This is a genomic window from Paenibacillus brasilensis (genome assembly GCF_009363115.1).
GTDB classification, from domain to species: Bacteria; Bacillota; Bacilli; order Paenibacillales; family Paenibacillaceae; genus Paenibacillus; species Paenibacillus brasilensis.
The window spans coordinates 1,692,342-1,717,122 of sequence record NZ_CP045298.1 but is presented as its reverse complement, the minus strand read 5'-3'; the positions used below and the strand labels follow the sequence as shown (position 1 = coordinate 1,717,122).

The 24,781-nt window shown below is 42.7% G+C and carries 24 protein-coding genes; 23 read left to right on the top strand and 1 reads right to left on the bottom strand.

Going from position 1 to position 24,781, the window contains the following annotated elements; all coding sequences use genetic code 11:
• The first annotated feature begins 146 nt into the window (after positions 1 to 146).
• From GCU48_RS08085 to csrA, 14 genes are all read left to right on the top strand, one after another.
• Positions 147 to 2,864 carry a stalk domain-containing protein gene (locus tag GCU48_RS08085; protein ID WP_152379640.1) on the top strand — a complete coding sequence of 906 codons (2,718 nt, stop codon included), beginning with the start codon at positions 147 to 149 and terminating at the stop codon, positions 2,862 to 2,864.
• A 47-nt stretch (positions 2,865 to 2,911) separates the two neighbouring features.
• Complete coding sequence (locus tag GCU48_RS08080) at positions 2,912 to 4,072, top strand: sensor histidine kinase (RefSeq protein ID WP_152379639.1); 1,161 nt, start codon at positions 2,912 to 2,914, stop codon at positions 4,070 to 4,072.
• A gap of 4 nt (positions 4,073 to 4,076) precedes the next feature.
• Positions 4,077 to 4,799 (top strand): response regulator, encoded by a 723-nt coding sequence (locus tag GCU48_RS08075; protein ID WP_007432713.1) that lies wholly within the window; start codon positions 4,077 to 4,079, stop codon positions 4,797 to 4,799.
• Positions 4,800 to 4,888: 89 nt separating this feature from the next.
• Entirely contained in the window at positions 4,889 to 5,329 is a 441-nt protein-coding gene (locus GCU48_RS08070; protein WP_025721233.1) for a hypothetical protein, read from the top strand.
• Positions 5,330 to 5,533: 204 nt separating this feature from the next.
• The gene (locus GCU48_RS08065; RefSeq protein ID WP_152379638.1) at positions 5,534 to 7,654 is read left to right on the top strand and encodes a helicase-related protein; all 2,121 of its coding nucleotides are present in this window, start codon (positions 5,534 to 5,536) and stop codon (positions 7,652 to 7,654) included.
• 314 nt (positions 7,655 to 7,968) lie between these two features.
• The gene (locus GCU48_RS08060; RefSeq protein ID WP_231503548.1) at positions 7,969 to 8,568 is read left to right on the top strand and encodes a ComF family protein; all 600 of its coding nucleotides are present in this window, start codon (positions 7,969 to 7,971) and stop codon (positions 8,566 to 8,568) included.
• 381 nt (positions 8,569 to 8,949) lie between these two features.
• A complete protein-coding gene (locus tag GCU48_RS08055; RefSeq protein ID WP_025716541.1) occupies positions 8,950 to 9,414 on the top strand; it encodes a LysM peptidoglycan-binding domain-containing protein in 465 nt (154 codons plus the stop codon).
• 733 nt (positions 9,415 to 10,147) lie between these two features.
• A complete protein-coding gene (locus GCU48_RS08045) occupies positions 10,148 to 10,558 on the top strand; it encodes a TIGR03826 family flagellar region protein (RefSeq protein ID WP_152379637.1) in 411 nt (136 codons plus the stop codon).
• A gap of 194 nt (positions 10,559 to 10,752) precedes the next feature.
• Entirely contained in the window at positions 10,753 to 11,028 is a 276-nt protein-coding gene (flgM, locus tag GCU48_RS08040) for a flagellar biosynthesis anti-sigma factor FlgM (protein ID WP_010349684.1), read from the top strand.
• A 12-nt stretch (positions 11,029 to 11,040) separates the two neighbouring features.
• Positions 11,041 to 11,538 carry a flagellar protein FlgN gene (locus GCU48_RS08035; protein ID WP_152379636.1) on the top strand — a complete coding sequence of 166 codons (498 nt, stop codon included), beginning with the start codon at positions 11,041 to 11,043 and terminating at the stop codon, positions 11,536 to 11,538.
• Between the two features lie 15 nt (positions 11,539 to 11,553).
• Positions 11,554 to 13,134 (top strand): flagellar hook-associated protein FlgK, encoded by a 1,581-nt coding sequence (flgK, locus tag GCU48_RS08030; protein ID WP_152379635.1) that lies wholly within the window; start codon positions 11,554 to 11,556, stop codon positions 13,132 to 13,134.
• A 23-nt stretch (positions 13,135 to 13,157) separates the two neighbouring features.
• On the top strand, positions 13,158 to 14,066 hold the full coding sequence (flgL, locus tag GCU48_RS08025; protein ID WP_152379634.1) for a flagellar hook-associated protein FlgL: 909 nt from the start codon (positions 13,158 to 13,160) through the stop codon (positions 14,064 to 14,066).
• A 78-nt stretch (positions 14,067 to 14,144) separates the two neighbouring features.
• Complete coding sequence (fliW, locus tag GCU48_RS08020) at positions 14,145 to 14,594, top strand: flagellar assembly protein FliW (protein WP_152379633.1); 450 nt, start codon at positions 14,145 to 14,147, stop codon at positions 14,592 to 14,594.
• Positions 14,594 to 14,836, top strand: coding sequence for a carbon storage regulator CsrA (gene csrA, locus GCU48_RS08015; protein WP_152379632.1), 243 nt, complete (start codon positions 14,594 to 14,596; stop codon positions 14,834 to 14,836). The genes fliW and csrA overlap by 1 nt, the downstream gene beginning before the upstream one ends.
• Positions 14,837 to 14,954: 118 nt before the next feature.
• Here the strand turns inward: csrA and GCU48_RS08010 are convergent, their stop codons facing one another.
• The gene (locus GCU48_RS08010) at positions 14,955 to 16,355 is read right to left on the bottom strand and encodes a carboxypeptidase-like regulatory domain-containing protein (protein WP_152379631.1); all 1,401 of its coding nucleotides are present in this window, start codon (positions 16,353 to 16,355) and stop codon (positions 14,955 to 14,957) included.
• A gap of 273 nt (positions 16,356 to 16,628) precedes the next feature.
• On the opposite strand from GCU48_RS08010, the gene GCU48_RS08005 reads away from it, so the two are divergent.
• The 9 genes from GCU48_RS08005 (at position 16,629) to GCU48_RS07965 (ending at position 24,759) form a co-directional block, all read left to right on the top strand.
• Positions 16,629 to 17,396 (top strand): flagellin N-terminal helical domain-containing protein, encoded by a 768-nt coding sequence (locus GCU48_RS08005; RefSeq protein WP_152379630.1) that lies wholly within the window; start codon positions 16,629 to 16,631, stop codon positions 17,394 to 17,396.
• 178 nt (positions 17,397 to 17,574) lie between these two features.
• Positions 17,575 to 17,946: a flagellar protein FlaG gene (locus GCU48_RS08000; RefSeq protein ID WP_152379629.1), complete on the top strand. Its 372-nt coding sequence runs from the start codon at positions 17,575 to 17,577 to the stop codon at positions 17,944 to 17,946.
• Positions 17,947 to 17,958: 12 nt separating this feature from the next.
• On the top strand, positions 17,959 to 19,482 hold the full coding sequence (gene fliD, locus GCU48_RS07995; protein ID WP_152379628.1) for a flagellar filament capping protein FliD: 1,524 nt from the start codon (positions 17,959 to 17,961) through the stop codon (positions 19,480 to 19,482).
• Between the two features lie 17 nt (positions 19,483 to 19,499).
• Complete coding sequence (gene fliS / locus GCU48_RS07990) at positions 19,500 to 19,883, top strand: flagellar export chaperone FliS (RefSeq protein ID WP_152379627.1); 384 nt, start codon at positions 19,500 to 19,502, stop codon at positions 19,881 to 19,883.
• Positions 19,883 to 20,227 (top strand): hypothetical protein, encoded by a 345-nt coding sequence (locus GCU48_RS07985; protein ID WP_152379626.1) that lies wholly within the window; start codon positions 19,883 to 19,885, stop codon positions 20,225 to 20,227. The genes fliS and GCU48_RS07985 overlap by 1 nt, the downstream gene beginning before the upstream one ends.
• Positions 20,228 to 20,330: 103 nt before the next feature.
• Positions 20,331 to 22,127, top strand: a complete 1,797-nt coding sequence (locus GCU48_RS07980; protein ID WP_152379625.1) for a motility associated factor glycosyltransferase family protein — start codon at positions 20,331 to 20,333, stop codon at positions 22,125 to 22,127.
• A gap of 26 nt (positions 22,128 to 22,153) precedes the next feature.
• A complete protein-coding gene (locus tag GCU48_RS07975) occupies positions 22,154 to 23,149 on the top strand; it encodes a UDP-N-acetylglucosamine 4,6-dehydratase family protein (RefSeq protein ID WP_152379624.1) in 996 nt (331 codons plus the stop codon).
• A gap of 117 nt (positions 23,150 to 23,266) precedes the next feature.
• On the top strand, positions 23,267 to 24,013 hold the full coding sequence (locus GCU48_RS07970) for a crotonobetainyl-CoA--carnitine CoA-transferase (protein ID WP_152379623.1): 747 nt from the start codon (positions 23,267 to 23,269) through the stop codon (positions 24,011 to 24,013).
• Between the two features lie 17 nt (positions 24,014 to 24,030).
• On the top strand, positions 24,031 to 24,759 hold the full coding sequence (locus GCU48_RS07965; RefSeq protein ID WP_152379622.1) for a cytidylyltransferase domain-containing protein: 729 nt from the start codon (positions 24,031 to 24,033) through the stop codon (positions 24,757 to 24,759).
• Positions 24,760 to 24,781: the final 22 nt, after the last annotated feature.

Sequence of the window (24,781 nt, the reverse complement as noted above, 5' to 3'; positions counted from 1 at the left end):
GATTTTGTGAATAAGTTGACGGGATTTTCGTAACTTTTGCCTTTATAATAAGTCTATTAATATAAGAAGACTTTTTTTGTTTATTGCTAGCGTACACGTACGGATCATTCCGTTTGAATACAATGAAGATGGGAGCTATTATCCAAATGTTTTTAAGTAATAGGAAACAGGGCAATGAGAAAGTGGATGGTAGAAGAATCGCTAAGAAATGGGCCGTTCTGACACTGGCAGGAGTATTGTGGGTAGGGCCGGTTGCCGGAACAGGGGCACTAATCCCGTTAAATGGCTGGATGTCTGTGCCAATCGCAAGTGCAGCCTCCGGTGCAACTGTAAAGCTGGGCGAAGAAATCCTTACTTCTGGTGCAACTTTGATGAAATATCGTTTTAAAGGTTCCAAAGGAACAGCACTGGCTGATATTATTCGGGTGGACTTGCAAAATCCATACGTCAAGCTGGATGTCATGACCGGGAAGAACGGACAGTTTACGACCCGTCAGAGTACAGGTGGTATGGCAAAAGAGACTGGTGCGGTTGCTGGTGTAAACGGAGATTATTTTAATACCTCCAGCGAGGGAGCGCCGATTGGCGGACAAGTATCCAAGGGTGTGTTAATGTCTACTCCGTCTGATTTAACAGGCATGTATGCCTTTGCTGTAACCAAGGACGGTTCTCCGATGGTAGAGCAGTTTACTTTTGAAGGTACAGTAAAGGCCGGGGATGGGTCATCCTTTTCTTTGGCAGGGATGAACAAGGCTTCATATACGCCTGAAACGAGTGGAAGCAGCTACAGCCACTCTAATGCTATGTATATTTATACATCTGCCTGGAAGGCAGTGGAACGTCCAAAAAACAGCTCGACAACGCCTACCGAGGTATTGGTGCAAAACGGCGTGGTTACGCAAGTCTCCAGCAACGCTGGATTGAATATGACCGTCCCGCAGGATGGCTATATTTTGCGTACTCATGGTAAAGCGGCTGAATATGCCAAAGAGCATCTGACTGTGGGACAGACGGTAGAAACGAGCTATCACCTTCGTGTGAAATCGACAGGGAGTGAAGTAGATCCTTCCAACCTTCAAATGATGATTGGTGGACATACCATATTAGTAAATGACGGTCAGAAAACCTCGTATTCCCGGAGCACAACAAGCATAGGCGGGACCCGTGCGCGTACAGCTTTGGGATATTCCCGTGACAAGCGTTACGCTTATGTCATTGCCGTTGAGAAGAACGGGAACAGCGTTGGTGTCTCTCTGAGCGAGCTGCAAACCCTGATGCAGGATATTGGCGTCTGGAAAGGGATGAACCTTGACGGGGGCGGTTCTACTACTATGGTAACCCGCGATTTGGGAGATACGACGGCAGAGCTCACGTTTAATACCGAATATGGCACGGAGCAGCGCAGCATCGTAAATGGAGTGGGTGTATATACCAGTGCTCCTAAAGGGACGCTTAAAGGCTTCACCATTAAAGGCAATAAAACATTGCTGATCGGTCAGACCGGAAGCTATTCCTTCAAAGGATATGACAACTACTACAATCCATTCGATACTTCGAAAGTACAAGTGACGTGGAAGTCCAGCAATCCGGCTGTTGTGTCAGTGAGTGGTGGCGTTGTAAAAGGAGCCAAACCAGGAACTGCTACACTAACAGCTTCCAGTGGTTCAGCAAGCGCAACGACCAAGGTTACGGTGCTTGGAGCAGATGAAATTTCATCATTGACTGCAGGAAGTGGAACAGGCTCACTCGCCGCTGGTGCTAAAATTGCTGTACCTGTAACGGCCAAGACAAAAGATGGTCAAAGCGTCAGCATTACGTCAGATGCCCTCAAGTGGGAGTTCATCGGCTTTAAGGGAAGTGTCAAGGACAACCAGCTTACAGTCAACTCGGTGGACTCGGGTGTGAAAACGGGCTATGCCATCGGTCGCTATGACGGTTTCAGTGCGGTTGTCTTCCTGTCTGCAGGTGGGGAAAGTACAAGCGATTGGGAGGATTTTGAAAATGTTTCGTATCCGATTGATTTTACTTCGAATGTAGCTGGTGTTACCGGGACAGCTGCCGTTGTGCAAGGAGATGGGGATCATGCCAACTCTAAGGTGCTGGAGCTGAACTATGATATGACAAACGGCAGTGGCAAAATGTATGCTTATGCCCAACTGAACGGCACATCCGGAAAAACGCTTGAAAAAGCGGCTTCATCCATCTCTGTGGATGTGAGAGGGGATAAAAGTCTGAACTGGCTGCGGGCAGAATTGGAGGATGCTCAAGGCCAAACGGCATATATTGATCTGGCCAAGGTAATTGACTGGAATGGCTGGAAAACAATTAATGCAGACATGAGCGGACTGAAAATTTCATATCCGGCGAAGCTCAAGCGTCTTTATGTGGTCAATGTCGCAGAGGGTCAGGATGAGCGCGCTAAAACAGGCAATGTCGCTTTTGATAATATTTCTTTTAATACACCGGGAACGGTTGGTACCGAAGGACTCAAAAAAGGAACAGCTCAGATGACAATCGGGCAAAAATCAATGAGCGTGAACGGAGTAGCGACAGCGATTGATGCGGCTCCGATGACACGCAATGGGGCAACGTATGTGCCGATCAAGTATGTGCTCGATGCTTTTGGTGGGCAGGCCAAGTGGAATGCAGGCGATCAGCGGATTACGATTATGCGCGGCGGTGTGCTGATGGATCTGACCGTAGGGAAAAAAGAAGTTGTTCTGAACGGAAAGCGTCAGAGCACGGATGTAGCGCCTATAGTGCTAGATGGTAGGACTTTAGTCCCATTAAGACTTGTGTCTGAGCAGCTAGGGATGACTGTAAAATGGGAACAAGAAACGAAGACCATCACCCTCCAGTCATGATATGGTATGATATATACTTGAAATGCTAGGATTGGAGTAGAACATTTGTGGACTTTCAAGCCGATATCATAGACCGAGTCATTAAAAATGCCATCCAGGTGATGGAGAACAGCAAATATCAGATGTTCGAAATATTGGACACGGCCCGGATCGAGCTGGTCACGTTAAATCAGGAGCTTCAAAGTGTTCTGAAGGAAACGGCGGAAACGATTGAAAAGGTGGACCAGCTGGAAATGAATTATCGGCGGTCCCGTATACGGCTGACTGAGGTCAGCCGTGACTTTGTCCGCTATTCAGAAGAAGATATCAAGCAGGCTTACGAGAAGGCGACACAGCTTCAGCTCGATGTGATGATATTTCGCGAGAAGGAAATGTATCTTAAAGCCAGAAGAGATGATCTGCAAAAGCGAGCCAAGAGTGTTGAGGATTCTGTTGAGCGCGCCGAAACCATCGGTTCACAGATGGGGGTTGTGCTGGAATATTTGTCAGGTGAGCTGGGACAAGTGACGCGGATCATCGAATCGGCCAAAAATCGGCAGTTTATTGGTCTGAAAATTATTTTGGCTCAGGAAGAGGAGCGTAAGCGCATATCTCGCGAAATTCACGATGGACCTGCGCAACTCCTTGCACATCTAGTGCTTAGGACGGAAATTGTGGAAAGAATGATCGCTAAGCAGGAATTTAAGATGGTTCAGGACGAAATAGTAGACTTGAAGAAACAAGTTCGCTCCAGCCTTGAGGAAATGCGAAAGGTCATTTTTAATCTGCGTCCTATGGCCCTGGATGATTTGGGGCTTATTCCGACGCTCCGAAAATATGTGCAGGATTTTGAAGAAAAAACGAAGATTAGAGCGCTTTTTGAAACAAGGGGCAAGGAACACCGTCTCTCTTCCGCGATGGAAGCAGCCATTTACCGTCTGATTCAGGAAGCTTTGACCAACGCTGCCAAGCATGCTTATCCTACCTATGTGCTTGTTGAGATTACCTATCAGGCGCAGCTTGTAAAAATCGTGGTACAGGATAATGGTCTGGGCTTCAAGCCAGAGCTCTTCCAGCAAAAAAGCAAAGATCATGGGCATTTTGGTCTGATTGGTATGCGGGAAAGGGTTGAACTGCTCGAGGGGAGAATGGAGATCGAATCAGCTGAGAATCAAGGCACCAAGATAGTGATTCATATCCCAACCAACGTGGAAAAGGGAAAGGAGTAACAACATGGAAAATCAAGAAATCAGTAATGCACCCATTAAAGTTCTCTTGGCGGACGATCATCAGTTGTTCCGTGAAGGGCTTAAACGTATTTTAAATATGGAGGATGACATTGAGGTCATCGGAGAATGCGGTGATGGTATCCAGGTGCTTGAGTTTTGTAACGTGGAGAAACCGGATATTGTTCTGATGGACATTAACATGCCAATTGAAAATGGTGTAGAGGCAACCGAAAAGCTGCGCGAGATGTTTCCGGATGTCAAAGTGATCATCTTGTCGATTCATGATGATGAAAGCTATGTATTCGAAACGCTGCGCAAGGGGGCCAACGGATATTTGTTAAAAGATATGGAGGCGGAGTCCCTTATTAACGCGATTCGTTCGGTTCATGAAGGATATGCGTTTATTCATCCGAAGGTAACGGGTAAACTCATTCAGCAGCTTCGCCGAATGACCTACCTGAATGAAACCGGAGCTATGGCTGAGGGCCATACCAAGGAAGCAGGCGTGAAGTTTGTCGCAGGCGAAAATAATCCGTTGACCCGCCGTGAGGCTGAAGTGCTGCGTTTGATGGCAGAAGGCAAGAGCAACAAAATGATCGGTGAATATTTATTCATTAGCGAAAAAACGGTCAAAAACCATGTCAGCAGTATTCTGCAAAAAATGGAGGTTGATGACCGAACACAAGCGGTTATTAACTCGATCAAATACGGATGGGTTACGCTGTAAAACGAAGTCTTTGAAACCCAGTACATAACCGTGACACCTCTTCCTGTTATACGGCATATATTGTCGCTATAGGAGGAGGTGGAACCTTCGTGACGGCTCACTTGGTTTGGATATTGCTTATATACGGTGTAGGAGCCGCGGTCGTGCATCTCATGTATATACGACAGGCGGTTCAGGCTTATCGCAATGGTGAAGATGCGCACGCATTATCTCCGGAGCATCGTGCGACCCGCTATATTGTGATTACGTCCAATGACGGAGACCGTGTGGAATGGGTGATGCGTTCGTTGAGCATACTTGCTTGGCTACACCGGAGGCCGCTGCATGTGACGGTACTGGATGATGAGTCTATGGACGACACACTGCCGATTCTGACACGTATGGTGCGCTATAGCCATATGGAAATTTCGGTTATTTCATGTCGTTTCTCACCAGGGGACCCGGTTTTACCGAAGTCAGGCGGTGAAAGGCAGGTTGTTATTGATCTTAGAACAGCCAACCCGTTGGCAAATACCCCACTTGTTCCTTAATGACAAGGAATTGTGGACACAAGGGTCAAAATCGGATATAAATATGTATAAGCAATTGCATATGCAAGACGATACGAATCTTGTTGAGGTTCAATTGATGTGAAGCACACTTCAGGCTATAGGCCATAGGAGTGTGCTTTTTTGTTGTTATCTGTTGTGATAAGAAACAGAAATAAACGACCGTGATAAGTGGGAGGGTGTGCGATGAAAGTTGCTGTGTATGCGATTAGGTATATGGGGCATTGGAATCTACGATTATCTGTGGATATTCGAGTAGATCTGACATGGTGGATACATCGAAATGAGGGACAGACGAATAGTGTCGAAAGGTGGGTGTTATTAGGAGAAGGGTTTCCATTGCCTTGGGGAATAAAGCTGTGTGAAACATTTAAGGAGCTAGCGGATATGAAGCGATGGGGGAATAAGCAATGGGGGAGATATATTCTTTCAAATCTAAAAAATGAGCTGACTCTGGAACCTGTTGACGGACAACGGATTTTATCTGGGGAAATAAATCGGATATGCATTTGGGATGATGAACAAGGCTGGATTTCTGGTGCAGAGGAAGGAGCAGAACAACGAGGGATAAAAGGAGCATTAAGCTTGGTCCCAAAAAGGAATCTCAACAGTGGAATTGAAAAACTGGATATGGAGTGTGTGGTACGACAAGCGAATGAGTTGGCCAGTTTACTGTCTGGACGCCAGTTGTTCGTTCCGGAAGTCGAAGCGCTGCTGGCAGAGGTATCGCCAGGTTTGGAGCGTGCTTGGCGTTCAGCTGCGCAACTTGCATATCTACAAGGTCGGCTCAGCTTTGCAGCTGGCCTTGCCCCCGCACCACATTTGCGCCGGTCTGCCACGCGTGCACATGAATTCCGCTGCAACCGTTGTGGCAGCGGGATAGTGCACCGTACGAGCTGTGCATCGTGTGGGCGTAAGGCGTGCGCCTACTGTGAGACATGTCTCGCACTTGGGCGCAGCCGTGAATGCTCGCTGCTGCTGCGCGGTGCAGCGAAGCCCGCCGTGCCGCGCACGGCAGGAGCAGCCTCGGGAGCGGAACTCGACCGCTGGGGGCTGAGCCCTGCGCAACGTGCCGCCGCCGAAGCTGCACTGCACTTTTTGGCCGCACCACCCGCGGAAGTGCGGCGACGCTCTCGCCTGGAGAGCCGTTGGCTACGAGCGCGCGAATTGTTCCGGCGCGACAGGGTTGCGAGCCGGGGGACGGACGCTGCTGCTACGCATGGCAGCACTCTTGCCCGCAGCGGGCGGTCTTCACTCAAATCTGGCAAGCTTGCGGGGGGAAGCGCTGATCGGCAAATACCCGATCCTGCGGCAGAGCGTTTTTTGCTCTGGGCCGTGACTGGCGCAGGCAAGACGGAAATGATGTTTCCGCTTTTGCAGCATGTGTTGGAACGCGGAGGGACAGCGCTTGTAGCAACACCGCGCCGGGATGTGGTACTGGAGTTGGCACCTCGCTTGGAGGTTGCTTTTCCCCAGGCTACCATGGTAACGCTTTATGGGGGGAGCGCAGAACGCTGGCAAAGAGGGCAGCTGACACTGGCAACGACACACCAGCTATTGCGTTATCGTCACGCCTTTGATCTGGTAGTGATTGACGAAATTGACGCGTTTCCTTATCACAATGATCCTATGCTCGCCTTTGCTGCACAAGCTGTATGTAAGCCGGAGGGCAAGTTTATCTATTTGTCTGCTACGCCACCACATGCGCTGCAGAGAGAGGTAGCACGCGGCCGACTACCACATGCCAAGGTTCCTGTTCGCTTTCATCGTCATCCCTTACCTGTCCCATTTCGCTTAGGGACTGCTCCCGTGAAACATTGGTTGCAAAAAGGTCAGCTTCCCGCGGCCTTTACTCAACGCCTGCGCGTATCTATACAGCGAGGAGCACAGGTCTTTCTGTTTGTGACACGAATTTCCCATATTCAGGGTCTGGTGAGACTGCTGATTAAACACGTACCCGATGTAGCCATTGCCGGTACCTCATCACAGGATGAAGAACGAACTGTTAAAGTGCGTTTATTTCGAGCCACTGAAATACGTGTGTTGGTCACAACTACTATTTTGGAGCGGGGAGTGACTGTTCCGCGCAGCGATGTGTACATACTGGACGCGGATAGCCATCTTTTTGATGAGGCCTCTCTCGTCCAAATGGCTGGTCGCGCGGGAAGGTCCAAGGATGACCCGTGCGGAGGTGTTATTTTCACATCTCCCCAATGGACTCGTGGTCAAAAGAGGGCAATCAGACAGATTCAACGCATGAATACACTAGCACGGAAAAAAGGTTATCTGAAGGAGATCAAGCATTAAATGCATTAAATAAAAAAAGTTTTTTTAGAAATATGAAACCTGAAGCTATGTCGGTACGTAAACTACCAAGAAAGGTGCATTTTGGTATGGGGATAATTTCAAGAACCCGTTTTTTTATGAATTGGCTACTCCATCGTCAGTCCCAGGCATGTATCGCTTGCGGCACTCTCACAGGGCGTTTTTCCGAGTATGCAGGGATTTGTACTACTTGTTCGGTTCAAATCCCTTGGATTTACAAAATTCGGTGCGTTCATTGTGGACGTCCGACATTTTGCCCGGATTGCGTAAGGCCTGTCCGATCGGCACGTTACTATGTGTGTAATCGGAGTGCAACCAGCTATACACCGATGATGAGAGAATGGATTGGACAGTTCAAATATCGTGGGAATGAAAAGTATGCTTCTGCGCTGGGTGAGATCATGAACCGAGCCTATCGGGCGATGAGACATGAGTTTGCAGGGGATGTCCATTCTGTTCTCAACCGATCTTTGTGGAGTGTAGACATTGTGACCTGTGTTCCGGTAAGTGAGACGAGGCTGACAGAGCGGGGCTTCAATCAGGCTCAAGTTCTGGCTGAAGAGATTGCGAAGCGGAATAAGCTTCCTTTCGTACCTTTACTTGCTCGACCACAAGATACTGGCAAACAGAGCTTTAAAACAAAAAAGGATCGCATAAGCACAATGGATAATGCCTTTGCTGTTATCCCTGATATGGCGGAATTGTTGAAGTCTCTTGTTTTAAAAGCTGATTCTCGATACACATCGGACAGGATACAGTCTGCTACTGTTTTGCTCGTAGACGATATTTATACAACAGGTAGCACCTTGCAGGCGTGTGCGCGTGTTTTAGGTGAAAAGGCAGCAGAGCAAGGAGTACATTTGGCTATTTTTTGCCTGACTTTAGCAAGATCATAAGTCTAAATTTTCTGTATTTGTTATGAGAGGATTGTTTGTAACTATGAAATAAACCTTGAAATTGCTTCGAAAATTCTTAATTGATAGAGTAGAGTTCTTTTACAGCGCGTAATCAGCAGAATTTGACAACGAGCTAGAAAGAGATATATAATAAAAATATAGACACAAACAAAAAGTAAGGAAGTGAGGGATGAATTTAGAACATTTCAATTTAGAGGTTGATTTTTTTGGAAAAGAGGAGTACAATTTCTATCTGTTGATAGCTAACATGAATTGGTAATAAGTGATTAGCTAATGACAAAAGAGCGGACATTGGGAGTGTCTCGCTCAGTAGTAAAGCAGTTAATTAAAATTTAAAACTAAAAAGAGGAGAGAAAAATAATGAAAAACGTAATGAAAAAAGTAGCAGTATCTAGTATGCTGGCAGTAAGTTTAGGTGCAGTTTCTTTGCTTAGCCCACTTGCAACAGGTCAAGTAATGGCAAAATCCAACTCTGATGACGAAAAACAACAACTGGAAGATCAAATAATTAGAGAACAACAAGAAGCAGCACAAAAAGCATTTGAAGCAAATGTTTACGGAACTGGAACTACTGAAGATACAACAACTAAAACACCAGCTCAACCGGCTACTGACAACAATCAAGCAACAACAACAAAATCAGCAACAACTACAACTGAAACACCAGCTGCCGTAAACACAATCACAGTAAATGTCCAAGATGGTGATACACTGGCTTCTATTGCAAAAAAATATGGCGTAACTGTTGAAGAACTGGTTAAAATCAACAACCTGATTAAAGTGGGTCAAGAACTGCAAGTACCACAAACAAACACAAATAAATAATTATTATTATGAATGCATAATAATAATTATTTATTAAACCCAGCGTTTGACTATAGTATACGGGAAGGGCTCTATTAAAACAATGCTTTTTTGAATAATTGTTTGTTTTTTTGGGCTGCAAATTTCCAATGATACATCTATCATGATTTCAGATAGTTTATGAATAAGATGATGATAGTTGCATGAGATTTATGAATCCCCACACTCCATGTGCGGAGCATTCTATGGGCGCCGATCCCCCGGATTTACTGCATTTGCTTGATAGTATTCGGGGCACAGGTGAACATGAATTCTTCTGAGGATTGTTTCGCCCGGTTTTTCCCTCAGCTTGACCTGCACTTCTCGTTTGATCATATTCATATATAGCTATATTAATTATAATGAAGCGCTATTCCCGAAAATTACTGGAATGGCGCTTATTTTATTTTTTATCTCAAATAAGTCGCATTGTTTGACGATAAATAAATACATGCCATAGGCTAAGATGTAAGGACTTGTTGGCTTCCTTAATTTGTATGTCATTTGAATAACGATACATACCGATGTAGAGGGGATTTTGCTGATGGATAGCAGTATCGTTTATACTTTTACTATGATAACGTACAAAATGTGTAGTTGTGTAAAATCTGAGAATCTTTTTTTGAAATATTTGCTAGACGAGGCTCTTCAGTATAAGGTAATGTAAGGATAAAAGTAATTAGAGATCGGAAATTGGAAAGGGGCGCTGCAGAGGATGAATTTGGATAACTGTCCTCGCTGTGGAAAGCTGTTTATTATGAATGTCAGAGGGCTCTGTCAGAATTGTATCAAAGATATTGAACTTGAATATGAGCTTTGTGGCAAACATATACGTGAAAATAAAGGGATTCATATGCATGAGCTTTCAGAGGCGACTGGGGTATCCGTTAAGCAAATCACGACCTTTATACGTGAGGGGCGTATTTCCATTGCTAATGCACCCAATATGACGTATCCTTGCGAAGTGTGCGGAATACCGATTCGTGATGGACACATGTGCGATTCTTGTCGAACAAGACTGACCAAAGACCTGCATCAGGCTGCGCGTGAAAGTAGTAATCAGGATCAAATTAACAATATGGGCAAAGGTACCTACAGCGCAATTGATAAACTTCGTGGAAACTAGTACAGGGGAATTAAAAACGTATTTAGCTATTCAAAAAGTTTCAAATACCGCCGATAATCTTTATAGAGCTTATCGGTTTTTTTATTTTTAGCAACCATGCACAAATAAGAAGTAAGGCATAATACGAACCATGTTCGACGCTATGTCGTCTGATACATTCTGACCATATCAAATAACTAAGGAAGGTGGAAGTTATGAAAATTAACGAGACCAACCGCATCGGAGCGATTAATCCATATCAGCGAAATATTGAAACAGGGCGCCAAGAGGAGCAAAAGAAATCTCGTCGCAAGGATGAGGTATCCATCTCCCCGGAAGCAATGGAAATGCTGAACCGGAGCAGCGATACAGATCGAGTTAAAAAAATTCAGGAGCTTAAGCAGCAAGTGGCTTCTGGAACCTATCGTGTAGATGCAGACAAAATTGCAGAGAAGCTGTTGCCTTACTTCAAGCAGTCTTCCGAAAGCTAGGTGAAGTAAAATATGCCTTTAGATCGCCTGATTGATGTGCTGGAGCAGCTGAGAGAGGCTCACGAGCAGTTGATTGCATTAGGGACTCAAAAAAAAGAAGCACTGATATCCAATAAGGTAGATCAGCTCATTCTGGTAATGAACCAGGAGTCAAAAATATCCAAACTCATTGATCAACTTGAAGAACAACGTATTTCCTCTGCATATGAATTTTTGCAGGAACGCGGAATTAAATCCAAGCTGAACTTAACCATTACTGAGTTGTCACGTCTAGTTTTCGACTTTCAAGATAAGCAGAAGTTGCTAAGCATTCAAGCACGACTTTCGGAGACGTTGAGCAGACTTAAGCAACTTAATGAGTTGAATCGTCAGCTTATAGAGCAGGCGATTTCTTACATTGATTTTTCTATAGAGACGATGTCTTACTACGAGGAATCCGAAACAACGTATCATCGCCCAGATGAAAAAAATTCTACTATCCGCTCAGGGTTATTCGACACTCGGGCCTAATTGCAGGAGGAAAATATGACCTCAACATTTCACGGAATAGAAACAGCGAAAAGAAGCTTAAATACGCAGACTGCAGCCCTAAATACAACCGGACACAATATCTCAAATGCCAACACAGCTGGTTACTCCAGACAAGTGGTCAGTATGAAGGCCTCTGACTCTATGGAAGCCTACGGTTTGAACCGTTCCGTTGTAAGAGGCCAGATGGGTACAGGGGTTGAGTTTAGTGCTATTGAGCGTGTTCGTCAGACATTTTTGGATGACCAGTACCGCAATGAAAACTCTTCTTTAGGTGGATGGAGTATCCGCTATGATACTTTGAATAAGCTTGAAACAATTATGAACGAGCCATCTGATACAGGAATGCGCAAGGTTATGGATAATTTTTGGAATGCTTGGTCTGATTTGAGTCAAGATCCTCAGGACGTAACGAACCGTAAAATTGTAAAAGAAACGACGCTGGCATTGACGGATGCATTGAATCAGACAAGCAAGCAGCTTGATGCGCTAGATTCCGATTTAACCAATAATATTACATTAAAAACAACAGAGATGAATTCTCTTTTGCAATCTGTAGCTGATCTAAACGGGAACATTACCAAGTTAGAGTCGTTGGGAGATAACCCAAATGACTTGAGGGATCAGCGAGATTATGCGATCGATAAGTTGTCTAAACTGGCTAATGTGCAGGTTACTCAACTGGATGATGGGTATCAAGTAACAGTAGCCGGACAAATCGCTGTAACTGGTAGTGCGGTTACACCATTAACCGCAGACGGTCTTCAGGCTGCTTTTACAGGTGGTACCTTGACTGGCGGTGAAGTTTACGGAATGGTATTATCACGTGACAGATACGTTGCGGACTATAAAAATCAGATAAACCAATTAGCGAACACACTAGCCAACGGAAATATTGAAGTTACTCTTCCTAAAGGAACTGTGCTTCCTGAAGGGACAGTACTGAACACGGGACCGAATAATACAGCCGTTACTTACTCAAATGCTAATAATAACCGTACTTTAACAAGCGATTTGAAAGTTACTGTCCAAGGTATCAACGGACTTCACCAGTTGGGTTATACCATTAGTGGAACAACTCCTACCAAAGGGGACGCATTTTTTACTTCTAAAGATGGAGCTGCGATTACAGCAGGTAATATTACGCTAAATCCCGATATACAAAGTGATCCTAATAAAATTGCAACTTCTCTAAGGGTAGATGGCGCGGGAACGACAGATGAGAAGGTAGTACTCGGGAATAATGCTTTAGCTATGGCTATGGCTAATTTGAAAAATGTAAAGTTTGATTTCGGGGCAGCTTTATCTAGTCCAACGTCAGTAGATGACTATTTTAGCTCTATTGTCGGACAACTTGGAGTTCAGACTCAGGAGGCGGAACGTCAATCACAGAATGCACAGCTCCTGACGGAACAGGTGGATTTAAGCAGACAGTCTGTCAGCGGGGTATCTCTGGATGAGGAGATGTCCAATCTGATCAAGTTTCAGCATGCTTATAGTGCAGCTTCTCGTTTTATGACGACATTCGACCAATTGCTGGACAAGCTAATTAATAGCACAGGCCGTGTAGGGCTCTAATTCAAATTAGTGGGAGGTAGCGTATGGCGATTCGAGTAACCTCGGGGATGATGAGTATGCAGACGCTCAGTAACCTGAATCGTAACTATAGTAATATGAATAAGATGGAGAACCAGATTACAACCGGACGTAAGCTCAATAAACCTTCAGATGATCCTGTGGGTGTGACTTATGCCCTTCGCTACAGAGCTGAGCTGGCCTCAAATGAGCAGTATTCCAGCAATGCTGATGCTGCTGTAAGCTGGTTGGATTTTACGGATTCCACTATGCAGCAGGCCGGAAATGTAATGAAGCGACTAAAAGAGCTAACGGTTCAAGCCTCAAGCGGAACTGTTCCTCAATCCGGGTTGGATGCAATTAAGCTGGAGGTTGATCAGCTTAAGGAACAAATGACCAATATCGGGAATAGCCAGATTCGTGGCAAATACATTTTTAATGGTCAAAAATATGATCAGGCGCCTTATGAGCTTACGGGTACAATCACCAGTTATGACCAAGTTGATACAGATCAAGGTGCTGTCAATTATGCAATAGGAGATCAATCCACTTTTCAGGTGAATACTTCTGGAAGTGAGTTTTTTGGATCCTCAACAGACGCGGATAATGTTTTTAAAGTTATGGATAACTTGAGTGCAGCCTTGGCAAGTGGAAACCAAACGACAGTATCAAGTCAACTTACAAATATTGAATCTCGTTTTACCAAAATGCAGTCCAGCTTGTCCGAAGTTGGAGCGCGCACGAATCGTGTGCAGCTTGTGCAATCACGTTTGGATGATCGCAATTTAAATTTAACAAATTTGCAGTCTAAGACTGAGGATGCGGATATTGCAAGCCTGATGATTCAGGCGACCTCTGCCCAGACCATATATCAAGCTGCTTTAAAATCATCGGCTCAAATCATGCAGCCATCTCTTATGGATTTTATGAGATGAGGTTTCGTTTTCTTTGACATTTTGAAGCTATGGACGAAGGTCCGTAGCTTTTTTGTTACTATTCTAGGAGGTTGAGGTATGAACCCAAAACATGAAATAGATAAATTGGAACAATATAAAGCAGAGTCGATTTTTATTTTCCCTAAAGGGTTACCCGGTTTCGAGCATTTACGTGAATTTAAGCTACAGGAACATAACGAATTGTTCAGTATTTTTAGTGCTGTAGAAGAGGCTGCGATCTCCTTTATAACAATCAATCCTTTTGATTTTGTACATGATTACGAGTTTGAGTTGTCCAATGATGCTCTTGCAGATATTGAGGTCACGGATAGAAAGCAAATTGAAGTACGTTGTATTGTAACATGGCACAGTAATAGAGAAAAAATAACAGTCAACTTAATTGCACCTATCATTTTTAATACTGAAAATTTAAAAGGTAAGCAGATTGTTCTGCAAAATTCGGAATATACGACCAGACATGCACTATGGCCAGATTTAAAATTGGAAGAGCAAGGTGGTGAAGCCTGATGCTGGTGTTGTCCCGCAAGAAAGGCGAGTCTGTCGTAATTCAGAATAATATTGTTTTAACGGTGCTTTCCGTTGAAGGAGATAACGTTAAAATTGGAATATCTGCTCCTAAGGATATAGATATTTATCGTAAAGAAATTTTCGATGCTATCCAGGATAATAATCAAAGTGCAGCCATGGATATTAAAACGCTCCAAACCGCAATATTGGAAATGGGCAGAGAAAGTGGCAGCACCGAGTAGTTTTATTTGTTGGATGTGATAAAAAAGCTGACCCAAGCAAGGGCCAGCTTTTTTGTTTTATCTATTTATTATCCTGTTGAAACTAAGAGAAATTTTAATAATCTTCATCTGTATTAAGTTATCTTATTTGGTAAGCAAAATGATAGAGACTGCTGATATCGGAGTTGAGCAGTTTACCGCCACTGTAAAAGTCGATTGGGATAATGTCAAAATAATGTGTGCTGACGCCGTTATAGAAAGAGTACTTACCTGCAGCCGAGGTCAAACCATTTACTGGGATCGTAAAGTATCCTTGCTCATTGGTTGTTCCGCTTGCTGTAAATACCTTATTGTTTATTGTCACAATAATTCTTGTGGTGACAATAGCATTTGCCACAGGGGTGCCTTGGGCATCAAACGCTCTGCCGCTAATGGTGATATTATTTTTTATTCTCCATTTTTGTCCATAACCATAGTTTATAAAACCGTATACTCCACCGTCTGTTGTAATATTGGAAGTTACCACCCGTGCAACATCAGCATTTTGATAACTAACTGTCAAAGTATATGGAGTAGTAAGATCGAACTTGGATGGTGCAATAACACGGATATAATATTCCCCTGCGGCTAGCTTCAACTGTGCGGTAGTGTTCTGACCAAGATATCCGAGACTGGTCAAATTAGCGTCATATAGGTCCAGTCGGTATTCCCCGTAAGCTGAGGTATTATTGAGGTTGAGACGAACGCTAGTATCAGAAGGAACCTTGATTTTGCTCCAATCCTCATCCAGGATATTGTCGATCGTTTGGCTGCTGCTAAAGGTGGCTGATCCACGATCTTTAGCAAACCAAGGATTGTCATCTGGTTCACTGCTGTCATAGCTGTCGGATTGAATAGTGTGAATGGTAAACGGCTGGGTGACATCAAATCCCTTATATGATTGAACAAGCATGAAATAATAGCCAGTCCCTGCTACATAGCTGACCTGTTCATATTGACCAGCTCCCTTTGTGGAATATGAGATTTTATTTAGCGTTCCTGTGCTTTCATCAAGCTTGTATAGATGAAGATCGTAATCATTGGTTGTAGATGCCCCTGGATTTAGAAATACAGTCAGCTTATTGGGAGTTTCCACACGTGTGAAAAACCAGCGGCTTTCACCCTCCGAAGTAATATAACCCTGCGAGGAATTACCTGATTTAATAAAGATTGCCCCATCGGGTGTAGTGTTATAAACATCATATGTGACTGTAGAAACGGAAAGTTTATTGTTAGGCGAAGTCTCTGGCAATGCATTTAACTTTGGAGATTTTAAAATTTCCTCCTTGGGGATTGTAAGTGATTTGGGTTGGGTTGGCATTGTATGTAGATCGCTTAGAAGTGTGTTTGAGCCTTTCTTAACCATGGAATTTAAAAATTGTGCCGGCAACTGAATAGGTTTGGCTTGAGAAGAACCCGCAAATGCCTGATTAAAAGAAGATGAGAACCACCCGACGGCAAGAATTAAAACGGATAACAAACGAATAGTTTTCCGAAGCATAATTAAAACACTCCTCCAATTAGTATATTTTTTACCACAAGCTTAATATAAGCTAGAGTTTAAGAGGTGTCAATTATTGGTCCTAATTAAAATTTTTACGTTTTTATTGTTCTCCAAAATAGATTTTTTTGAAAATTCTGAAATGCTATAAACAATATCGCGGTATGTGTCGATATATAATTTAGAGCGGTAATTCTTCAGGGCGGCCGACCTGTGAAGACGCTCATACCACAAGGACGTGGGAATTAAACCATTTCAGGGAGGAAATTTAAAATGATTATTAACCACAATATTCCTGCATTGAATACTCATCGCAACATGGGTATGAATAGTGCTGCAGCAAGTAAAAACATGGAGAAACTGTCTTCCGGTCTGCGTATCAACCGTGCTGCTGATGACGCTGCTGGTCTCTCTATCTCCGAAAAAATGCGCGGACAAATCCGTGGTCTGGAACAATCACAACGTAACGTTCAAGATGGTATTTCTTTTGCGCAAACTGCTGAGGGTGCGATGAACGAAGTATCCTCCATGCTTTCCCGTATGAAAGAACTGAACGTTCAAAAACTGAACGGAACATACTCTACTAGTGATAAGAGCAACATCGATATGGAGCTTAACGCACTGGGATCACAAATCAATTCCATCATGTCCAACACAACGTTCAATGGAATCAAAATCACTTCTAATGTAAAAGTACAAGCTGACGATAAAAAATTTACGATTACAGTTAGTGGTGTTGCTACTGCAGGATTCACTGGTCTGAATTCCACTACTTCATTGTCAAACGTAAGTACTGCTATTGAAAAAGTGGCTACACAACGTGCTAAACTGGGTGCTGTTCAAAACCGTCTGGAGTATACTTCCAACAACTTGGGTACTACAGTTGAAAACCTGACAGCTTCCGAATCCCGTATTCGTGATACTGACATGGCCAAAGAAATGGTTGCTTTGTCCAAAAACAACATCTTGCTGCAAGCTTCCCAATCCATGCTGTCACAAGCAAACTCTGCGCCACAAGGCGTACTGTCCCTGCTTCGTTAAGATTTTGGGAAGTAAACGTACCATTAGAGGCTCTGCATTTTGCAGAGTCTTTTTTTGTTTTTTGTATTATTTTTCATAAATATTCTACATCATTAACCGATATATAGAGTAGGACATCCGATATGAGTAGAAGAGATAGAGTGTGCGACATACCATTTTATGAGCGAGGGGTTATGTTATGGAACCGTTGATACCCGCCAATGCAGGAGGTATAACACCGATTCATCTTTCTGCTGGAACTCCAAAGGAGGAGATAGCTACTGATTCTCCAATAACTTCTGAAGAAGGTGCAGTCCAATCTGTATTTCCTGCAAAAGTAGACCAAACACACGAGCAAACCATCCAGCAATTGCAAAAAGCAATTGATGCAATTCAAGGTCCTCAAAAAATGTTTGAAATATCTGTGCACAAAAAAACTCACACCATTATGATTAAAGTTTTGAACAAGGAAACAGGTGATCTCATTCGTGAAGTTCCACCAGAAAAAATTTTGGATGTAGCAGCAAGAATGATGGAGATTACCGGGATTATTGTTGATAAGAAGGCATAAGGAGGAACGTTCATGGTAACGAGAATAAGTGGTTTGGCATCTGGTATGGATATAGATTCCATGGTTAAAAAGTTGATGACAGCTGAGAGCGCTCCGCTCGACAAGTTGAATCAACAGAAACAGCTAATGGAATGGAAGCGTGAAAATTATCGGGAGACCAGTGTGAAACTGGTTAGTTTTACACAAGATAAACTATCTAAACTTAACTTGAGTAGTGCAATCAGTGCTCAGAAGGCCAATGTTACTGGAAATACGAGTGCTGTTAGTGCAAAAGTATCTTCGTCGGCCAGTGGAGTATTAGATGTAAAGGTAACTTCGCTGGCAACAGCATCAAGCGCTACTTCTTCTGCAGCTATCGAACTCAATGGTTCTGCTCCTGCACCGACCGATTGGGGAACTGTTAAGCTACAGGATATTAAAGATTCGGGAATCTCAGGAACCACTCCAATAACAGTCAAAATTGGTTCAGGAGACTCGGAAGCATCTATAGAGATTGATCCTGTCAATGAAACGCTTGATTCCTTTGTCCAAAAAATCAATTCAAATAAGCAAGCTGGTGTGAGTGCAATCTATGACTCTGCCACAGGTAAGATTTCTCTAACAAGTAAAACGACTGGAGCCAAAGATATTGCGCTTAATGGAGCGATATTCTCGGCTTTAAAGCTGGGGAGTACTATTACAGGAGGCGAAGATGCCAAGCTCACTGTAAATGGTTTGGATATCACAAGGTCTTCCAATACCTTTGCGATGAATGGTGTTGAACTTACGCTTAATAATGCCAGTGGGAGTACTTCAACGCGCATTGAGGTAGTCAAAGATACGGATAAGCTGGTTGAAACGGTTCAGGGGTTTGTTGACGCGTATAATGATGTTCTCTCTACGTTAAATAACAAAGTTAGTGAAGAACGTTATAGTAAGTATACCCCTTTAACAAATGATCAAAAAAAGGATATGAGTGATGATGAAATCACACTTTGGACCAATAAAGCCAAAAGTGGCATGCTTAAAAACGACAGCATCTTGCAGAGCGCAGCAGCGGATATGCGTAGTGCAATGGTACAAAAAGTTACACTCGACGACGGTACAACAATTAGCCTTGCCGAGCTTGGTATAACAACAGGTACGTATCAGACAAAAGGGAAACTTATTTTAGATACAGATAAGTTGAAAGCTGCTTTAGATAAAGATCCTGACATTGTGACCAACTTTTTTGGTAAGCAGGATTCTGCGGCAGCACAAAGTAATAAATATACAGATCAAGATGGAATTTTTGCACGTATGAAAAAAATCTCCAATACTGCGCTGCAAAAGTTAGCTGATAAGGCAGGAACCTCAAAGGTAAGCACTGATCTTAGTGCTTCATTCATTATTAGCAGCACGATGGGACAAGAGCTAACGAGTATTGATAGAAGGATAACTGATATGACAGCCCGATTGAATATGATCGAAACGAACTACTATAAAAAATTCTCATCTATGGAGACGGCAATTAATAAATATAATAGCACTTCTTCTAGTTTGTCCAGCTTTAGATAAATAAGGAGGTCATACATTTGATTCAATCCCCTTACCAGAAGTACCAGCAGGCTCAAGCCCAGACTGCCTCCAAGCCTAAACTTCTGATTATGCTGTATGATGGGGCAATCCGTTTTACTCGGGCAGGTATAGACGGGATTTTAGATAAAGATTTCGGGAAAGCGAACTATAATCTTTGTAAATCACAAGCTATCATCCATGAATTAATATCTGCCTTGAATTTTGACTATCCGATTTCACAGGATTTATTAAGAATTTATGAATATATGTTGCATTGTCTGATTGAGTCTAACGTTCATAAAGATGTATCTAAAGCCCAGGAAGTAGAGGAACATCTAACAGATCTACGTGAGGCTTGGGTCGAAGTGAGCAAACTTCCAAGCTCGGTCACAGGTAGCTAATGGACAGTAACAATATTCAAGACCTCATTCAAGCATTAAAAAAAATGACAATAGAGACAACTAATCGGCTCTCAATCATAGAAGAGGAAGAGTTAGTCGCTTTTGTAGATCGTAGACAGGAAATTGTGCATGCAATGGAAAAATACCGTGCTTTACTCACTGAGGAAGACAAACAAGAAATTGGACTGATCTTAGACATGGATGGACTGATATTGAAGCGTATGAATAAGTTGAAAGATGAAGCGGGAAGTTGGATGGAGAAAAAAGGGAGTATTCGAGTTCAACAAAATGCTTATCAGCGTGCTTATTCCGTTGATAGTCTTTTCATAGACAAGAGGAAATAATTGGAATTGAAATCTCTCTCAGGTATTACTGGGAGGGATTTTTTTATTTGCAAGGTTCACTCCTTCACGTTACAGTCCGATATACTAATTAAGAAGAATCATTATGAATGGTGGTATGGTCTTGACAATTTTATCATTGAATCTGAGTGCTATACAGAATCGCTTTCCGAATGTTGCTAGCACAGTACTCTCTCTTGAGCCAACTGAGGCCAGGGATCACAAGTCTTATAATGAACCTGTAGAAAAAGATCATATTTGGTTGGAGGCGGTCCAGCAATCGGTAGAAAATATAGAATGTGTCTTTGTTTATGGATTTGGTCAGGGTCTTGGTGTCGCTGACATTCTTGAAATGTATCCTGACCGGTTACTTTTTGTATATGAGCCGGATGAATATCAGTTTCTAAACTCCGTTAGCAGCTATGATATGCGGAGTCTTTTAGAGCATCCTAATTTGTACTGGCTGGCTATTGGCGATTCGCAATTGAATTCACTGTTTTATATGGCTTCTGTCCATATGCAGCGTGAGCTGGCTTTCGTAGCGCTTCGTCATTATCTCGAGGCAGAGATGGATGTATTGCGTGATGTTAAAGAAAAATTGGAAGAATACAATCACACCTATGAATCAAACCAACACACTCAGCATCTTTTTCGACAGGACTGGATTCGTAACAGTATGTACCAGATGGCAGGAATGCTGTCTTCACCCTCTATTGATGATTTAAAATTCTCTTTATCCGGTAGTACGGCCTTTATTACTGCCTCAGGTCCCTCACTCCAGCAGGATATTGAGTGGATTAAGCGTGTGCAACCTCATGCGCTTGTTATTGCAGCAGGTTCCAGTATTCAGGCATTAGTTAAACAAGGAATACAGCCGCATTTAGCAGTCACGCTGGATGGTGGTATTATCAATGATAAGGTTTTTTCCCAGCCTGAAACGCTGGAAGCACCTCTATTATATGGGTCTACCTCTTATTATGGTATTACGGATCGTAAGCATAAAGATACCATCCATTTCGTATTAAGTAATGATCATATTTCGCAGTATTATTTAGGAATTGATCAGACACAGGTGGCTATAACAGCAACACCGACGGTTGTAGGCTCAGCCATACAAGCGGCAGTATGGCTGGGGGCTCGACGTGTTGTACTGATGGGACAGGATTTATCCTTCCCAGGTAATAAGTTCTACGCTGATGGAGTAGGACATATTGAAGAATCACACAATGCATCGATTGTGGAGAAGGCACCACGACAGGTATTGAACGTACACGGTGAATATAATGCAACTAACGAAAGTTTCTTGTTTATGAAAGACGCACTTGAGCACTTGTTTGCAGCCTTATCCAGTATTGAATTCATTAATACGACTCGTAACGGGGCTGCGCTAGAGGGGACCATTTGGAAGCCGATTGAAGAAGTATACGATATGATTGTTGAGGAACATATTGAGCATGATGCAATAGCCAATATTCAACGTAATCAACCCTTTATCATAGATGAAAATCGTATCGAAGAGGTTAAAGGAAAAATACAGCATACGCTCAATGATTTTGCTCAATTTAGGGAAGAATTGAAAATCATGCTGAAAACAATCGGGAATATTAGAGAATGGAGCCGAATGAAGCCGCTTAAATGTCATAATGCGATTGTTGAAATTGAACAGCGCTGGGCCAGCATTGTGAGTAGAGATTGGTTTGTTCCTATTATAGAAACCTTACTCCCATTGGAAATTGGTCTGTTTGACCGGCAACAACCTTTGATCGCCATAGAGCAAAATCTCTCTCGCAAAGCCGATATGATACATGAGCATCTAGGAAAGCTAGCGAATGAGATAGTGGATAAAGTTCCGATGCTTGAAGAGTTGTTTGTAGAATCGATTCGCAGAATAGATGAGATATAGAGTTAAAGGACAGGGATGTGTTCAAAATGTTTAAGGGAACCTATAAAGAAAAAAAGATATTAATTACAGGTGGGACGGGAACAATAGGGCGCCAACTGGTGCAGAGGCTTCTGAAGGACGAGCCGAGCGTGATTCGTATTTTTAGCCGTGATGAGCATAAGCAGTATGAAATGAATATAGATTTTCAGGCCCATTCTAATCAATTGCGCTTTCTGATTGGTGATGTGAGAGATCAGCAAAGATTGATGAGAGCAATGGAGGATATTGATTATGTATTCCATTTAGCCGCAATGAAGCACGTACCTTCGTGTGAGTATAACCCGTTTGAGGCTGTACAAACCAATGTAATAGGTACCCAGAATGTCATTCAAGCGGCTTTGGAGAATGGTGTAAAGAAGGTCCTTTTCACAAGTACGGACAAAGCTATTTCTCCAACCAACACATATGGTGCAACGAAATTAACGGCAGAGCGTCTGATCTCGGCCTCTGAATATCAAAAGGGTTCCAAGTCTACTATATTCTCTTCGGTTCGATTTGGGAACGTAATGGGTTCACGGGGGTCTGTTATCCCGTTATTCAAAAAACAGATTCTAGAAGATGGTGAAATTACCATTACCGATCCAGAGATGTTGAGATATATGATGACTCCTTCGCAGGCGATTGAGTTAATCCTCCAGGCTAATGAGGCAGCTCAGGGTGGTGAGGTATTTGTCCTGAAGATGCCAGTTGTGCGAATTGGTGACTTAGCCGATGCTCTTATAAAGGTATTTTCGGAAAAATTTAATGTTAAAAATAAAGTCGAAGTTCAACAGATAGGACTTCGGCCAGGTGAGAAGATGTTTGAAGAATTAATGACTGAAGACGAGCGACTAAATGCCATAGAAACAGAGCAGATGTATATTATACCACCGCTTTCTAAAAATAAAAATCAAACGTTATCAAATAAGGTAATTAAGTCGAATGAGCTTCCAATTGCTAAAAATGTGATTATAGATTGGTTAATATCAGAGAATTTGATATAAATCTTATCGAAGAAGATATGAAAAATCGAAATAAACCCTTGGAAAGAGATCTAAAGAGCATGTGATTTGTTGTATTTACCGTTCGGGGAGTAATAAAAAGGAAGGGAAGAACAACATATGAATTCAATTAGGCATTTAGGAAACTCAAGTTGTGAGGAGAAAAAAGGAAAACAAAAATTCGTGGAGATAATGAAGAATTCACCCATCCCAGAAGAAGAGATTTTGGATAATATTGGAATATATTTAAGGCGGCAAACTCTCTCAAGAATATTATATATTAATGAATTATATAAAAAGATTATAAATGTTCATGGGGTTATTATGGAATTCGGAGTGAGATGGGGCCAAAATCTGTCGTTATATGAAAATTTCAGAGGTATATATGAACCATACAATTATAATAGAAAAATTATTGGATTTGATACGTTTGAAGGCTTTCCTGAAGTAGATATTAAAGATGGACAGCACGTCAATAAAGGAGATTATTCTGTTACCCCTAACTATTTTGAGTATTTGGACAGTGTGCTGCAGTTTCATGAACAAGAAAGTCCTATTTCCCACATTAAAAAATATGAGTTAATAAAGGGAGATGCAACGGATAGTATTACAACTTATCTGTCTGACCACCCTGAAACTATTGTTTCATTAGCATACTTTGATTTTGATCTTTATAAACCAACAAAAAAGTGCTTGGAGGCTATTTCGAGCCATCTCACGAAAGGAAGTGTTTTAGCTTTTGATGAACTTAACTATAGTGCACTTCCTGGTGAAACTATCGCTTTAAAAGAGGTATTGGGTTTAAGTCGATATGCAATTAGAAGGGATCCTATGAATCCACTATGTTCTTACATCATTATTGAATAAAAGAAAGGCGAATATCTATGAATATTACTGCTATTATCCAAGCACGGATGGGATCTACGCGTCTTCCTGGCAAGGTGATGAACAAGCTAGAAGATAAAACAGTCCTGGGGCATGTGATTAAGAGGGTACTAGCAATTCCTTCTGTGAACCAAGTCATAGTAGCTACGACCACGGAGACGGAGGATGACCTCATCTGCCATGAGGCTAATTATTATGGGGTAAATTATTTCAGGGGAAGTAAGGAGAATGTACTTAGTCGTTACTATGAAGCAGCAAACAAAGCAAAAGCAGACATTGTTGTTCGAATTACATCGGATTGCCCTCTTTTAGACCCGATTATTTCTGATAAAGTCATTACTCATTTTTTGGACAATGACTTGGATTATTCCAGCAGCGGTTTAAGTGGTACTTTTGCACGGGGACTGGACACCGAAGTGTTTACATTTGATGCTTTAAGCCGATCGTATTTACATGCAACCAAAGAATATGAACATGAGCACGTCACACCTTATATTTACCAGCATCCGGATTTATTCCGCATTCATGCATACAGCAGCAGCATGGATTTTAGTCGGTACAGATTGACACTAGATACCCCGGAGGATTGGGAACTGATTTCCCGAATTTATAGGGAGTTATACACAGGCAGCATTTTTTCCTGGAACGAGATACTTTCGCTTCTTGAGCGCCAACCTGAACTGGCGCTGATCAATGCGGAGGTAAAGCAAAAAAAGCTGGGTGAGTAAAAAGATATGACTGATAAAGCGA

What these genes read in the sequence shown, in the direction of transcription:
- flgL (WP_152379634.1), top strand. Translation starts at nt 13,158, where the DNA reads ATGGCGATTCGAGTAACCTCGGGGATGATGAGTATGCAGACGCTCAGT.
- GCU48_RS07975 (WP_152379624.1), top strand. Translation starts at nt 22,154, where the DNA reads ATGTTTAAGGGAACCTATAAAGAAAAAAAGATATTAATTACAGGTGGG.
- csrA (WP_152379632.1), top strand. Translation starts at nt 14,594, where the DNA reads ATGCTGGTGTTGTCCCGCAAGAAAGGCGAGTCTGTCGTAATTCAGAAT.
- GCU48_RS07985 (WP_152379626.1), top strand. Translation starts at nt 19,883, where the DNA reads ATGGACAGTAACAATATTCAAGACCTCATTCAAGCATTAAAAAAAATG.
- GCU48_RS08000 (WP_152379629.1), top strand. Translation starts at nt 17,575, where the DNA reads ATGGAACCGTTGATACCCGCCAATGCAGGAGGTATAACACCGATTCAT.
- GCU48_RS07980 (WP_152379625.1), top strand. Translation starts at nt 20,331, where the DNA reads ATGAATGGTGGTATGGTCTTGACAATTTTATCATTGAATCTGAGTGCT.
- GCU48_RS08085 (WP_152379640.1), top strand. Translation starts at nt 147, where the DNA reads ATGTTTTTAAGTAATAGGAAACAGGGCAATGAGAAAGTGGATGGTAGA.
- GCU48_RS08005 (WP_152379630.1), top strand. Translation starts at nt 16,629, where the DNA reads ATGATTATTAACCACAATATTCCTGCATTGAATACTCATCGCAACATG.
- GCU48_RS08055 (WP_025716541.1), top strand. Translation starts at nt 8,950, where the DNA reads ATGAAAAACGTAATGAAAAAAGTAGCAGTATCTAGTATGCTGGCAGTA.
- flgK (WP_152379635.1), top strand. Translation starts at nt 11,554, where the DNA reads ATGACCTCAACATTTCACGGAATAGAAACAGCGAAAAGAAGCTTAAAT.
- GCU48_RS08010 (WP_152379631.1), bottom strand. Translation starts at nt 16,355, where the DNA reads ATGCTTCGGAAAACTATTCGTTTGTTATCCGTTTTAATTCTTGCCGTC.
- GCU48_RS08075 (WP_007432713.1), top strand. Translation starts at nt 4,077, where the DNA reads ATGGAAAATCAAGAAATCAGTAATGCACCCATTAAAGTTCTCTTGGCG.
- GCU48_RS07965 (WP_152379622.1), top strand. Translation starts at nt 24,031, where the DNA reads ATGAATATTACTGCTATTATCCAAGCACGGATGGGATCTACGCGTCTT.
- GCU48_RS08045 (WP_152379637.1), top strand. Translation starts at nt 10,148, where the DNA reads ATGAATTTGGATAACTGTCCTCGCTGTGGAAAGCTGTTTATTATGAAT.
- GCU48_RS07970 (WP_152379623.1), top strand. Translation starts at nt 23,267, where the DNA reads ATGAATTCAATTAGGCATTTAGGAAACTCAAGTTGTGAGGAGAAAAAA.
- flgM (WP_010349684.1), top strand. Translation starts at nt 10,753, where the DNA reads ATGAAAATTAACGAGACCAACCGCATCGGAGCGATTAATCCATATCAG.
- GCU48_RS08035 (WP_152379636.1), top strand. Translation starts at nt 11,041, where the DNA reads ATGCCTTTAGATCGCCTGATTGATGTGCTGGAGCAGCTGAGAGAGGCT.
- GCU48_RS08065 (WP_152379638.1), top strand. Translation starts at nt 5,534, where the DNA reads ATGAAAGTTGCTGTGTATGCGATTAGGTATATGGGGCATTGGAATCTA.
- fliD (WP_152379628.1), top strand. Translation starts at nt 17,959, where the DNA reads ATGGTAACGAGAATAAGTGGTTTGGCATCTGGTATGGATATAGATTCC.
- fliW (WP_152379633.1), top strand. Translation starts at nt 14,145, where the DNA reads ATGAACCCAAAACATGAAATAGATAAATTGGAACAATATAAAGCAGAG.